Annotated in this window: 19 protein-coding genes and 3 pseudogenes; 20 read left to right on the top strand and 2 right to left on the bottom strand. The window is 68.5% G+C overall.

Annotated elements, in window-relative coordinates:
• From IJH84_RS15140 to map, 20 genes and pseudogenes are all read left to right on the top strand, one after another.
• Nucleotides 1–144 (top strand): annotated as a pseudogene (locus tag IJH84_RS15140) (30S ribosomal protein S3); the annotation flags it as partial.
• Nucleotides 145–147: 3 nt separating this feature from the next.
• Nucleotides 148–567, top strand: a complete 420-nt coding sequence (gene rplP, locus IJH84_RS15145) for a 50S ribosomal protein L16 (protein WP_200069035.1) — start codon at nucleotides 148–150, stop codon at nucleotides 565–567.
• Nucleotides 567–809, top strand: coding sequence for a 50S ribosomal protein L29 (rpmC, locus tag IJH84_RS15150; RefSeq protein WP_200069036.1), 243 nt, complete (start codon nucleotides 567–569; stop codon nucleotides 807–809). Before rplP ends, rpmC begins: the two co-directional genes overlap by 1 nt.
• Nucleotides 806–1,090: a 30S ribosomal protein S17 gene (gene rpsQ, locus IJH84_RS15155; RefSeq protein WP_200069037.1), complete on the top strand. Its 285-nt coding sequence runs from the start codon at nucleotides 806–808 to the stop codon at nucleotides 1,088–1,090. Before rpmC ends, rpsQ begins: the two co-directional genes overlap by 4 nt.
• Nucleotides 1,091–1,224: 134 nt before the next feature.
• A pseudogene (gene rplN, locus IJH84_RS15160) lies at nucleotides 1,225–1,593 on the top strand (50S ribosomal protein L14).
• Nucleotides 1,593–1,907: a 50S ribosomal protein L24 gene (gene rplX / locus IJH84_RS15165; protein ID WP_200069039.1), complete on the top strand. Its 315-nt coding sequence runs from the start codon at nucleotides 1,593–1,595 to the stop codon at nucleotides 1,905–1,907. The pseudogene rplN and the gene rplX overlap by 1 nt, the downstream one beginning before the upstream one ends.
• A 2-nt stretch (nucleotides 1,908–1,909) precedes the next feature.
• Nucleotides 1,910–2,473 carry a 50S ribosomal protein L5 gene (gene rplE, locus IJH84_RS15170; protein WP_200069040.1) on the top strand — a complete coding sequence of 188 codons (564 nt, stop codon included), beginning with the start codon at nucleotides 1,910–1,912 and terminating at the stop codon, nucleotides 2,471–2,473.
• A 42-nt stretch (nucleotides 2,474–2,515) separates the two neighbouring features.
• Nucleotides 2,516–2,701 (top strand): type Z 30S ribosomal protein S14, encoded by a 186-nt coding sequence (locus tag IJH84_RS15175; protein ID WP_200069041.1) that lies wholly within the window; start codon nucleotides 2,516–2,518, stop codon nucleotides 2,699–2,701.
• Between the two features lie 232 nt (nucleotides 2,702–2,933).
• A complete protein-coding gene (gene rpsH / locus IJH84_RS15180; RefSeq protein ID WP_200069385.1) occupies nucleotides 2,934–3,332 on the top strand; it encodes a 30S ribosomal protein S8 in 399 nt (132 codons plus the stop codon).
• Nucleotides 3,333–3,344: 12 nt separating this feature from the next.
• Nucleotides 3,345–3,883: pseudogene (rplF, locus tag IJH84_RS15185) on the top strand (50S ribosomal protein L6).
• Nucleotides 3,884–3,885: 2 nt separating this feature from the next.
• The gene (gene rplR / locus IJH84_RS15190) at nucleotides 3,886–4,290 is read left to right on the top strand and encodes a 50S ribosomal protein L18 (RefSeq protein ID WP_200069043.1); all 405 of its coding nucleotides are present in this window, start codon (nucleotides 3,886–3,888) and stop codon (nucleotides 4,288–4,290) included.
• A 42-nt stretch (nucleotides 4,291–4,332) separates the two neighbouring features.
• A complete protein-coding gene (rpsE, locus tag IJH84_RS15195) occupies nucleotides 4,333–4,944 on the top strand; it encodes a 30S ribosomal protein S5 (protein ID WP_200069044.1) in 612 nt (203 codons plus the stop codon).
• Nucleotides 4,945–4,948: 4 nt separating this feature from the next.
• Nucleotides 4,949–5,131, top strand: a complete 183-nt coding sequence (gene rpmD / locus IJH84_RS15200) for a 50S ribosomal protein L30 (protein WP_200069045.1) — start codon at nucleotides 4,949–4,951, stop codon at nucleotides 5,129–5,131.
• 2 nt (nucleotides 5,132–5,133) lie between these two features.
• Nucleotides 5,134–5,583, top strand: coding sequence for a 50S ribosomal protein L15 (gene rplO, locus IJH84_RS15205; protein ID WP_200069046.1), 450 nt, complete (start codon nucleotides 5,134–5,136; stop codon nucleotides 5,581–5,583).
• A gap of 310 nt (nucleotides 5,584–5,893) precedes the next feature.
• Complete coding sequence (locus IJH84_RS15210; RefSeq protein WP_295145556.1) at nucleotides 5,894–6,388, top strand: hypothetical protein; 495 nt, start codon at nucleotides 5,894–5,896, stop codon at nucleotides 6,386–6,388.
• A gap of 63 nt (nucleotides 6,389–6,451) precedes the next feature.
• A complete protein-coding gene (locus IJH84_RS15215) occupies nucleotides 6,452–7,057 on the top strand; it encodes a hypothetical protein (RefSeq protein ID WP_295145558.1) in 606 nt (201 codons plus the stop codon).
• Between the two features lie 37 nt (nucleotides 7,058–7,094).
• A complete protein-coding gene (locus tag IJH84_RS15220; protein WP_200069049.1) occupies nucleotides 7,095–7,691 on the top strand; it encodes a hypothetical protein in 597 nt (198 codons plus the stop codon).
• Nucleotides 7,692–7,981: 290 nt separating this feature from the next.
• Nucleotides 7,982–9,286: a preprotein translocase subunit SecY gene (gene secY, locus IJH84_RS15225; protein WP_200069050.1), complete on the top strand. Its 1,305-nt coding sequence runs from the start codon at nucleotides 7,982–7,984 to the stop codon at nucleotides 9,284–9,286.
• Nucleotides 9,287–9,551: 265 nt separating this feature from the next.
• Nucleotides 9,552–10,109, top strand: coding sequence for an adenylate kinase (locus tag IJH84_RS15230; protein ID WP_200069051.1), 558 nt, complete (start codon nucleotides 9,552–9,554; stop codon nucleotides 10,107–10,109).
• 38 nt (nucleotides 10,110–10,147) lie between these two features.
• The gene (gene map / locus IJH84_RS15235; RefSeq protein ID WP_200069052.1) at nucleotides 10,148–10,951 is read left to right on the top strand and encodes a type I methionyl aminopeptidase; all 804 of its coding nucleotides are present in this window, start codon (nucleotides 10,148–10,150) and stop codon (nucleotides 10,949–10,951) included.
• Between the two features lie 18 nt (nucleotides 10,952–10,969).
• On the opposite strand, the gene IJH84_RS15240 is transcribed toward map, so the two are convergent.
• Both IJH84_RS15240 and IJH84_RS15245 read right to left on the bottom strand, forming a co-directional pair.
• On the bottom strand, nucleotides 10,970–11,575 hold the full coding sequence (locus tag IJH84_RS15240) for a methyltransferase domain-containing protein (protein ID WP_295145562.1): 606 nt from the start codon (nucleotides 11,573–11,575) through the stop codon (nucleotides 10,970–10,972).
• A 106-nt stretch (nucleotides 11,576–11,681) separates the two neighbouring features.
• Nucleotides 11,682–12,129 (bottom strand): methyltransferase domain-containing protein (locus IJH84_RS15245; RefSeq protein ID WP_295145564.1); only part of this gene is annotated, 448 nt, incomplete at its 5' end.

The following is a 12,129-nucleotide window of genomic DNA, read 5'->3' on the forward strand; positions in this document are numbered from 1 at the left end:
CGCAAAGCGCTTACCGAGGCCGGTCGCGCCGCCAAGGGCGGCTCGGCGGAGAGCCCGGAGCAGGCGCAGACCGCGGGCGACGCGGCCACTGCGAACGCTCCGGCCGTGGCCGAGCCGCAGGCCGATCAGAAGACGGAGGGCTGAGCAGTGCTGGTCCCACGCAAGGTGAGGTGGCGTAAGGCCCACGCGCCGAAGCGCTCGGGCTTCGCCAAGGGCGGCACCCGGATCAACTTCGGCGAGTACGGCATCCAGGCGCTCGAGCACGGCTACGTGACCAACCGCCAGATCGAGTCGGCCCGTATCGCCATCACCAGGCACGTCAAGCGTGGCGGCAAGGTGTGGATCAACATCTTCCCGGACCGCCCGCTGACCAAGAAGCCCGCCGAGACCCGGATGGGTTCCGGTAAGGGTTCGCCGGAGTACTGGGTCGCCAACGTCAAGCCGGGCCGCGTGATGTTCGAGCTGAACTTCCCGAACCGGAAGACCGCGGTCGAGGCGCTGACTCGCGCGGCGCACAAGCTCCCGATGAAGTGCAAGATCGTGTCCCGCGAGGGTGGTGACTTCTGATGGCAGCGGGTGTCACCGCTAGCGAACTCCGGGAACTGGGCGACGAGGAGCTCATCCAGCGCGTCCGGGAGTCGAAGGAGGAGCTGTTCAACCTCCGGTTCCAGATGGCGACCGGCCAGTTGGAGAACAACCGCCGGTTGCGCGTGGTCCGCAGGGACATCGCCCGGATCTACACCATCATGCGCGAGCGCGAGCTCGGCCTGACGGTGTCCCCTGACGCGACCGAGGAGGGCGCGGCATGAGCAGCCAGACCGAGGAGACCGCTGCGGCGCGGCGGAACTACCGCAAGATCCGCGAGGGCTACGTCGTGTCCGACAAGATGGACAAGACCGTCGTGGTCTCGCTGGAGGACCGCAAGAAGCACGCGCTCTACGGCAAGGTCATGCGCCAGACCAAGCGGGTCAAGGTGCACGACGAGGCCAACACCGCGGGCGTCGGCGACCGGGTGGTCCTGATGGAGACCCGGCCGCTGTCGGCGACGAAGCACTGGCGGCTCGTCGAAATCGTGGAGAAGGCCAAGTAAGGCATCGTCGCGCGGGCCGCTCGCCCCGGCGGGCGGCCCGCGCGCGGTGATGACCGCGCACGTCAGGTCGGGAATTTGGCGTGCCAGAGTGTGCCCGGGCGCAGGGTGCGGGCACTTAGGGTCAGGAGTCAGAAGTGATCCAGCAGGAGTCGCGACTGCGTGTCGCCGACCACACTGGGGCCAAGGAGATCCTCACGATCCGCGTCCTCGGTGGTTCCAGTCGGCGGTATGCAGGCATCGGCGACGTCATCGTCGCCACCGTGAAATAAGCCATGCCCGGTGCCGGGATCAAGAAGGGCGATGTGGTCAAGGCCGTCATCGTCCGGCAGAAGAAGGAGAAGCGCCGTCCGGACGGCTCTTACATCCGCTTCGACGAGAACGCCGCGGTGCTGATCAAGACCGACGGCGGTCCGCGCGGCACCCGCATCTTCGGCCCCGTCGGCCGCGAGCTGCGCGACAAGAAGTACATGAAGATCATCTCGCTCGCGCCGGAGGTGCTGTGATGAAGATCAAGAAGGGCGACACGGTCGTCGTGATCTCCGGCAAGGACAAGGGTGCCCGGGGCAAGGTCATCGCGTCCTATCCGCAGCGCGAGCGGGTGCTGGTCGAGGGCGTGAACCGGATCAAGAAGCACACCAAGGTCTCCCGGACCGAGCGCGGTGCGCAGTCCGGCGGGATCGTCACGCAGGAGGCGCCCATCCACATCAGCAACGTGATGGTGGTCGACTCCGACGGCACCCCCACGCGCGTGGGCTACCGGTTCGATGAGGACGGCAAGAAGGTCCGCATCTCCCGGCGCAACGGGAAGGACATCTGATCATGACGACGACGGAGAAGATCGTCCCCCGGCTCAAGACCCGGTACCGCGACGAGATCCGCTCGGCGCTGCAGGAGGAGTTCCAGTACTCCAACCCGATGCTGGTGCCTGGCGTGGTCAAGGTCGTCGTGAACATGGGTGTCGGCGACGCCGCGCGGGACAGCAAGCTGATCGAAGGCGCCGTGCGCGACCTGACGACCATCACCGGCCAGCGTCCCGAGGTGCGCCGGGCCCGCAAGTCCATCGCGCAGTTCAAGCTGCGCGAGGGGATGCCGATCGGCGCGCGCGTCACGCTGCGCGGCGACCGGATGTGGGAGTTCCTCGACCGCCTGGTCACGATCTCGCTGCCGCGGATCCGCGACTTCCGGGGCCTGTCCCCGAAGCAGTTCGACGGGCACGGCAACTACACCTTCGGGCTCAACGAGCAGTCGATGTTCCACGAGATCGACCCGGACTCGATCGACCGCCCGCGCGGGATGGACATCACCGTGGTGACCACGGCCGCCACCAATGAGGAAGGCCGGGTGCTGCTGCGCCAGCTGGGCTTCCCGTTCAAGGAGCAGTGATGTCGGGCATCGCTGGGCGTCGAAACAAGGAGAACTGAGCCGATGGCCAAGAAGGCGCTGATCAACAAGGCCGCGCGCAAGCCGAAGTTCAAGGTGCGGGGCTACACCCGCTGCCAGCGGTGCGGCCGTCCGCGGTCGGTCTTCCGCAAGTTCGGCCTCTGCCGGGTGTGCTTCCGCGACATGGCGCACGCCGGCGAGCTGCCGGGCGTGAGCAAGGCTTCCTGGTGACCGCCCGCCCACCGGGCTGCGACAGGCAATCGGTACGCTCGGTGGGCATCACCAGGGCTTTTACCCGCTTCGGCGGGCGGGCGCTGCCGGGTTCGACGACCCGCGCGCGCCGATGACGTGGCCTGCCCGCGGGCAGGCGTGATCCGACTTCGCCCAGGCCAGGATCCAGACCCCCGTGCGCGGGTGCGTCCGGCTCCGTCGGAACCAGGTGAGAAAGGTGGACCAGGTCACCATGACGATGACCGACCCCATCGCAGACATGCTGACCCGTCTGCGGAATGGAAGCTCGGCATACCACGACGAGATCGTGATGCCGCACTCGAAGCTCAAGGCGAACATCGCCGAGATCCTCAAGCGCGAGGGCTACGTCTCGGGTTCCCGCGAGGAGCAGGGCGAGAAGGGCAAGAACCTCGTCGTCGAGCTCAAGTACGGGCCGAACCGCGAGAAGAGCATCGCCGGCCTGCGGCGGGTCTCCAAGCCCGGCCTGCGGGTCTACGCGAAGTCCACGAACCTGCCGAAGGTCCTCGGCGGGCTGGGCATCGCGATCATTTCCACGTCGGGCGGTCTGGTGACCGACCGGCAGGCCATCAAGCAGGGCGTGGGCGGGGAAGTCCTCGCCTACGTGTGGTGAGGGAGGAGGAGCATGTCGCGTATCGGGAAACTTCCGGTCACCGTGCCCTCCGGTGTCGAGGTCACCATCGACGGGCAGGCGGTGACGGTCCAGGGGCCGAAGGGCACCCTGTCGCAGCAGATCGCCGAGCCGATCACCGTCGCGCAGGACGACGACGGGTCGGTCCTGGTCAACCGGCCGGACGACGAGCGGGAGAACCGCTCGCTGCACGGCCTGTCGCGCAGCCTGGTCAACAACATGGTGCTGGGCGTCAGCCAGGGCTTCCAGAAGGACCTGGAGATCCACGGCGTGGTTACCGGGTGCAGCTCAAGGGCGCGAACCTGGAGTTCGCGCTGGGCTACAGCCACCCCATCGTGATCGAGCCGCCGCAGGGCATCGAGTTCGCCATCGACGGTCCCTCGAAGCTGACGGTCAAGGGCATCGACAAGCAGTTGGTGGGCGAGGTCGCCGCCAGGATCCGCAAGCTGCGCCGTCCGGACCCGTACAAGGGCAAGGGTGTGCGCTACGCGGGCGAAGCCATCCGCCGCAAGGTCGGGAAGACGGGTAAGTGACCATGAGCGAGACAACTACTGCTACGAAGCGCAAGCCCGTGGGTCAGAGCATCTCGACCGTGCGTCGGAACGCCCGGGACAAGCGCCACTTCCGGCTGCGCAAGAAGATCAGCGGCACGCCCGCGCGCCCGCGCCTGGCCGTGACCCGCTCCACGCGGCACATCGTCGCGCAGGTCATCGACGACGTCGCCGGCCACACGCTGGCTTCGGCTTCCACCAAGGAAGCCGGCCTGCAGGGCATCGAGGGCGACAAGAAGGCCAAGGCGACCAAGGTCGGCGAGCTCGTCGCGGCCCGGGCCAAGGACGCCGGTGTCGAGAAGGTCGTGTTCGACCGGGGCGGCAACGCCTACCACGGCCGGGTGGCCGCGCTGGCGGACGCCGCTCGCGACGGCGGGCTGGAGTTCTGACATGCGTACGACTGAAATGACGACGATCGAAAGGGACGCCTGATGCCTGGACGCACTCGGCGTGACGGCGGTTCGGAGTCCGGCGGCAAAGACCGCAAGGACCGCCGCGACGGTGGCCGTGGCGGGGCGGCCCAAGACAAGAGCATGCAGTTCGAGCGCGTCGTGACGATCAACCGCGTCGCGAAGGTCGTCAAGGGCGGCCGGCGGTTCAGCTTCACCGCGCTCGTGGTCGTCGGCGACACCGACGGAATGGTCGGTGTCGGCTACGGCAAGGCCAAGGAGGTGCCCGCGGCGATCGCCAAGGGCGTCGAGGAGGCGAAGAAGAACTTCTTCCGCGTCCCGCGCCTGGGCGGCACCATCACCCACCCCGTGCAGGGTGAGGACGCCGCAGGCGTGGTCATGCTGCGGCCTGCCAGCGCCGGTACCGGTGTCATCGCCGGTGGCCCGGTGCGCGCGGTGCTGGAAGGCGCAGGCGTGCACGACGTGCTGAGCAAGTCGCTGGGCAGCGACAACCCGATCAACATCGTGCACGCCACGGTGGCGGCGCTGAAGGCCCTGCAGCGTCCGGAGGAGGTCGCGGCCCGCCGCGGCCTGCCGCTGGAAGACGTGGCCCCGGCGTCCGTGCTGCGGGCGCGCGCCGGTCAGGGGGTGTGATCCGATGTCGCAGCTGAAGATCACCCAGGTTCGCGGTCTGGTCGGCACCAGGCGCAACCAGCGCGAGAGCATGCGCTCCCTCGGCCTGCGCAAGATCCGGCAGTCCGTGGTGCGCCCGGACGACCCGAACACGCGTGGTCTGGTCAAGGCCGTGCACCACTTGGTCACGGTTGAGGAGGTCGACTGAGCATGGTCATCAAGATTCACGATCTGCGGCCTGCTCCGGGCTCGAACCGGGACCGCATCCGGGTCGGTCGCGGTGAGGGCTCGAAGGGCAAGACCGCCGGTCGCGGCACCAAGGGCACCAAGGCCCGGAAGAACGTCTCCCCGCGCTTCGAGGGCGGGCAGATGCCGCTGCAGATGCGGCTGCCGAAGCTGCGCGGTTTCAAGAACCGCAACCGCGTGGAGTACCAAGGCGTCAACATCGGCCGGATCGCCGCGGCCTTCCCGAACGGGGGCACCGTCGGCATCGACGAGCTGATCTCCGCTGGGCTGGCCAACAAGGGCGAGCTGGTGAAGGTGCTGGGCGGCGGCGAGCTGGAGGGCGTCAAGGTGGATGTCACCGCGCACGCCTTCACCGGCAGCGCCCAGGAGAAGATCACCGCCGTGGGCGGTTCGGCGACGAAGCTGGAGCGCTGAGCTCCGGAACGCATCGCCTCGCAAGGGCCGGTCGACCTTCGGGTCGGCCGGCCTTTTCGCGTTTTCAGCGGTATTGCGCCGATGCGCCGGTGGTGCGCGTGAGCGCTGGTCAGCGGTGCCGTGCGGGGCGCTCGGACCGGTCCGGAGCAGCCCGGCTCCGCCGCACAGTGGTGCGGAAATTGCTGACCGTGCCTTCCGAACGATGCATGCGAGCGCTCCCATCGGTCGGTACATGGCGTTTCGCGACCCGCTTAGGTTGACCGTGCCGGTGCGCGGCGACATCGGCGCGGATCGACCGTGAGGAGCGGGTATGCGGCATCGGAAACTACGAGCGGGGCTGTCGGTGGTGGCGCTGTCCCTGCTGGCAGGCACACCCGCCGTGGCGGGTGCGCAGGGCGGCGACGCGGGCGAGACCGCGCGGCACTGCAACTTCGATGCGAGGACCGGGCAGCAGCGCTGCTTCGGCAGCGTGCAGGAGGCCACCGCCGACGTCCGGGCCCGATCGGGCGTGCGCGCAGGCGAGATCACCCAGGCGACGTTGTTCGACGAGAAGGACTTCGGCGGCGCCAGCTTCACCGTCTACGGCGACGGGCTGTGCGAGAAGAACGACCAGGTCGACTACCAGATCAACCTGCCGGAGGACTGGCAGAACCGGGTGTCCTCGGTGCAGCCGTGGGGCGACTGCTGGATCTGGCTGTACCCGGAACCGGATCTCGGCGGTGATCGGGACGGTCCGTTCAAGGAGAACACCGGCGACGTCGGCGAGCTGATGAACGACCGCACCCGGTCGGTCGGGCTCAGCTGAGCCGCCCGCGAACCCAGCCGGTCGCGGGCGCCGCGCCCGGCGGACCCAGATCGAGGAGCCCCCATGTCCAATCGACGCTCGTGCGCGGTCCTGGCCTCAGCGTGCTCGCTGGCCGCGGTCGCGTTCGCGAGTCCGGCGGCGGCTGCTGAGGAGCCGACCACCCGTGAGCTGCTGGAGAAGTGCGACAACGGCACCGACAGCTGCGTGTTCCACCCCGAAGGCGAACCGGAGTACTACACCGACGAGGCCAAAACCGTCGGCGACCCCGTCTACAACTGCACCGACGGTCTGCAGCGCTCGGCCGTCGAGTGGTCCGACACCACCTCGCAGAGCAACAGCGTCGGCCTGTCGATGACCACCGAGGCCGGTTTCGGCAAGGCGTTCGCGGTCTCCTACGAGCAGACCTACGAGCACACCTGGGAGGAATCGCACACCGAATCCCAGACCACGAACGTCGACACCCGGCCCGCCGAGGTCGGGTGGGTCGAGCGCGCCCCGCAGATGCAGAAGGTCAAGGGCACTTACGAGCTGCATTTCGAGGACAAGTTCTACGACCACTACATCTGGTACGTGCCGATGGAGGTCACCGGCCCTGCCGAGGACTCCTCGCAGGCGGTCAGCCAGCACGTCCGGCCGATGACGGATGAGGAGCAGGGCCAGTGCCCGTGATCACGACGCGCTCGTGGGCAGGAAGGAAGATCTTCTGATGATCCGCCGCACCATCACCGCCGCGGGCGTGACCGCCTTGGCGGGACTGCTGATCGCGCCACCGGCCTCCGCGGCGGATGAGCCGACCGCGCGGGAACTGCTGGAGAAGTGCGACAACGGCACCGACAGCTGCGTGTTCCACCCCGAGGGCGAACCGGAGTACTTCCAGAACAACTCCGAGCAGGTGGGCAGCCCGACGTTCAACTGCACCGACCGCAAGCAGCGCATGACGGTTTCGTGGTCGGACACCACCAGCGAGAGCAACAGCCTCGGGCTGTCGATGGAGACCTCGTTCGGCGAGGTGTTCAAGGTGAGCTTCAAGACCACCTACGGGCACGAGTGGAAGCAGTCGCACACCGAGACCCAGACGACGAACATCGACGTCAACGGCGGCGACGTCGGGCGGGTCTACCACGGTCCGCAGATGCAGAAGGTCAAGGGAACCTACGAGCTGCACTTCGAGGACAAGTTCTACGACCACTACATCTGGTACGTGCCGATGGAGGTCACCGGCCCGGCCGACGAGCAGACGAGCACGGTCACCCAGGACACCAGCCCGATGACCGACGAGGAGCGCCAGGCCAACTGCGGCTGACCCTCGGTGAAGCGGTTCGACAGGGCCGTCCGGCACCGCGCCGGGCGGCCCCTCGAGTTACCACTGGTCGTGCCCGGCAGGGCGCGAACGCGGGCAGGCTTGACGCCGGGTGCGGCGAATCACCGCCGACCGACGGAGCGTGTCCGGCGACCTGCTAGGGTCGCCCAGGCAGCACCGTGCCGGGCACGGTGCTGCGGATTTTCCAGCCGTGCCGGCCCCCGCTACGAGGTTCTGGGAAGCCGGCCACCGTCCCGGCCGGTACCACCCGGCTCGCGCAACAGGAGGTTCGCGTGCTCGGCGCCTTCCGCTCGGCTCTGGCGACGCCGGACCTGCGCCGCAAGATCCTGTTCACCCTGGGCATGGTCGTGCTCTACCGGCTCGGCGCCACGATTCCCTCTCCCGGGGTTTCGTACCCGAACGTCCAGACGTGCTACCAGGAGTTGCAGGGCAGTCAAAGCGTTTTCTCGCTGCTGAACCTCTTCAGCGGCGGCGCGCTCCTGCAGTTGTCGGTGTTGTCGCTGGGCATCATGCCCTACATCACCGCGAGCATCATCGTGCAGCTGCTGCAGGTGGTCATCCCGCGCTTCGAGCAGCTGAAGAAGGAAGGCCAGTCCGGCCAGGCGAAGCTGACGCAGTACACCCGATACCTCGCGATCGCGCTGGCGGTGCTGCAGGGCACGGGCATCGTCGCGCTCGCCGAGCGGGGCCAGCTGTTCCCGAACTGCAGCGCGGACGTCATCCCGGACAGCTCGGTGCTGAACCTGATCTCCATCGTGGTCGTGATGACCGCGGGTGCGGCGCTGCTGATGTGGATGGGTGAGCTGATCACCGAGCGCGGCATCGGCAACGGCATGTCGCTGCTGATCTTCACCTCGATCGCGGCGCGGATCCCCGCCGAGGGCGGCAAGATCCTGCAGACGCACGGCGGTCTGGTGTTCGGCGTCGTGTGCGCCTTCGCCGTGGTGATCATTGGCACGGTCGTGTTCATCGAGCAGGCGCAGCGCCGGATCCCGGTGCAGTACGCCAAGCGCATGATCGGCCGCCGGATGTACGGCGGGACCTCGACCTACCTGCCGCTGAAGGTGAACCAGGCCGGTGTCATCCCGGTGATCTTCGGTTCCTCGCTGCTGTACCTGCCGCAGCTGCTCGGGCAGCTGGCGGGCAACCAGAACTCCTGGTGGGCCCAGTTCATCCAGACCTACATCGTCGATCCGTCCAGCTGGGTGCACATCCTGCTGTACATGGCGATGATCATCTTCTTCGCCTACTTCTACGTCTCGATCACGTTCAACCCGGAGGAACGTGCCGACGAGATGAAGAAGTTCGGCGGCTTCATCCCGGGCATCCGCCCGGGCAGGCCCACTGCCGAGTACCTGAGCTTCGTGCTCTCCAGGATCACGCTGCCCGGTTCGCTGTACCTGGGCATCATCGCGATCCTGCCGAACTTCTTCCTGGGGCTGACCGGCCAGGGCGGGAACCAGAACTTCCCGTTCGGCGGCACCGCAGTGCTGATCATGGTCAACGTGGGCTTGGACACGGTGAAGCAGATCGAGAGCCAGCTCACGCAGCGCAATTACGAGGGATTCCTCCGGTAAACTCGCTCGACACGAGCACCGGGCGACGCTTCCGGTTCCGCATCGCGAAATAGAAAAGCCGTTTCGCGGAACCCGTGCGTTAGGGTGTTCGTTCGTGGCGGTGCGCGGCTCGGCCGCCGCCCGGAGCTTCCGGGACGTCGAGCCGATCCGCACCGGTCCCCGCGCCGGGCAACGGGCACGGCGATCAGCATCCGCGTTCGGCGTGAAATGCGGAGCGCTCGACGAAGGTGGCGGCAGACCACCGGACTGATTCGGAGGCAGACCCTTGGTGCGATTGGTTCTCGTCGGCCCGCCGGGTGCGGGCAAGGGCACCCAAGCGGCCGTGCTGGGCGAACAGCTCGCCGTACCGCACATTTCCACCGGCGACCTGTTCCGGGCGAACATCGGCAACTCCACGCCGCTCGGGCAGAAGGCCAAGTCCTACATGGACGCCGGTGAGCTGGTACCCGACGAGGTCACCAACGAGATGGTGCGCGAACGGCTGGCCGAACCGGACGCGCAGCAGGGCTTCCTGCTCGACGGGTTCCCGCGCACCACGCCGCAGGCCGACGTGCTCGGCGACATCCTCGGCGAGAACGGCATGGAACTGACCGCGGTGCTGCAGTTCGACGTGCCGGAGGAGGAACTGGTCAAGCGGATGCTCGAGCGCGGCCGCTCGGACGACACCGAGGACGTGATCCGGCGCAGGTTCGCGGTCTACGAGTCGGAGACGGCGCCGCTGCTGGAGTACTACCGGGACAAGGTCATCACGGTCGACGCCGTCGGTTCGGTCGAGGAGATCACCGAGCGCGCGCTGCAGGCGCTGGGCAAGCAGCGGGCCTGAGACAGCTCACCAGCAACCAGGAACGGACGGGATCGCGGGTGTTTCGGCGAGGCAAGGGCATCGAGCTCAAGTCGGCGGGGGAGATCGAGGCGATGCGCGCGGCCGGGTTGGTCGTGGCCCGCGCGCTGGCCGCCGTTTCCGCGGCGGCGAAGCCGGGCGTGAGCACCGGCGAGCTCGACGAGATCGCCGAGCAGACGATCCGGGACGCCCGCGCCGTCCCGTCCTTCCAGGGCTACCACGGGTTCCCGGCGTCGATCTGCACCTCGCTGAACGAGAAGGTGGTGCACGGCATCCCGTCGAAGTCGGAGGTGCTGGCCGAAGGCGACCTGCTGTCGGTGGACTGCGGGGCGATCCTGGAGGGCTGGCACGGCGACTCGGCGGTCAGCATCGGCGTCGGCGAGCTCAGCTCGCGGGACCGGGCGCTGTCCGAGGCGACCCGCAAGGCGATGTGGGCGGGGTTGCAGCGCGCCGAGCCGGGCAAGCACCTGTCCGACATCTCCTACGCGGTGCAGACCGCGGCGCAGACCTCGTCGGCGGTGGACGGCGTCGACTACGGGATCATCGCCGAGTACGGCGGGCACGGGATCGGCACCGAGATGCACATGGAGCCGTTCCTTCCGAACCTCGGCAAGCCCGGCCGCGGCCCGAAGCTGCGGGTCGGGATGGCGCTGGCGGTGGAGCCGATGCTCACGCTGGGTTCGGCGGTGACCCGCGAGCTGGACGACGAGTGGACCGTGGTGACCTTCGACGGTTCGCGCGCTTCGCACTGGGAGCACACCGTCGCGATCACCGAGAACGGCCCTTGGGTGCTCACCGAGGCCGAGGACGCCGACGCCCGCTGATGGCCGCCGGGCCGCCGCTCAGTTGATCGGGCGGCGGCAGGCGTAGACCCGGGCGGGCGGGACGTTGCGCCACACCGCGCTGCGCGGCAGCACTTCTTCGAAGGTCTCTTCCAGGATCCGCGTGAAGGCGATCGTGTTCGCCCGCCACAGCGTCGTCAGGTACGTGACCGTGGTGAACACGCCTTGCGGGGTGAGGATCTTCGCGACCTCGCCGAGCAGGGCGCGTTGCTGCTCGGCGGGAAGCAGCGTCCACGGGATGCTGCTGATCACCGCGTCCACCTGGTCGCGGCCGGTGGCGGCGAGCAGCTCGGTGAGGTGCCGCGCGTCGCCCTCGATGACCTCCAGCCACGGTTTGGCGCTTCGCAGGTAGCGCACCAGTTCCGGGTCGATCTCCACCGCGAAGTGATCGGCGGCGGCGGGCAGCCGCTCGTGCAGCGCGTTGCTCAGCGCACCGGTACCGGGCCCCAGCTCCAGCACTCTCGGCGCGCCGCTGGCGGGCACGACCAGCGCCACGGCCTTCGCGACGTGCTCGGAGGTGGGCAGCACGGCGCCCACGGTGCTGGGCTGCCGCAAGGCGCGCGTGACGAACGTGCGGTACTCGCGCAGCTTGGCCTGGTTGCTCACGGGCGGCTTCTCCTGGCTCGGTCGGGCTGGGCTGTCCTGCCCGCACGGTAGTGGGCCGTACGGGTGCGGCCGGTGCGCGGTCCGCAGGCGTACGGCGGGAGCCCGCTCAGCGCAGCGGCCGGCGGCAGATGTAGTGCAGGATCGGGGGGAAGTTGCGCCAGGTGGTGTGCGTGAGGACCTCGTCGAAGGTGTCGGCCAGGCGAGTGCGGAAGCGCCGACCCCCCGAGTTGTGCTCGGCCGGCACGTAGGTGAGCGCGGTGAACGCGCCGTGCGGCGCCAGCGCCTCGGCGGCTTGGCGCAGGATCCGGTCCTGCTCGGTGTCTTCCAGCAGCGACCACGGAATGCTGGTGATCACCGCGTCCACCTGCTCGATGCCCCGCTGCGCCAGCAGTTCGACGAGTTCGCCCGCGTCGCCGTGCACCAGCTCCATCCACGGCGCGTGCACCCGCAGGTGTTCGACCATGCTGGCGACGACCTCGATGCCGATGTGCCGCGCTTCGGCGGGCAGCCGCTGCCGGATGCCGCTGCTGAGCGAGCCGGTGCCCGGACCCAGC

This window comes from Saccharopolyspora sp., assembly GCF_017434145.1.
GTDB lineage: Bacteria > Actinomycetota > Actinomycetes > Mycobacteriales > Pseudonocardiaceae > Saccharopolyspora_C > Saccharopolyspora_C galaxeae.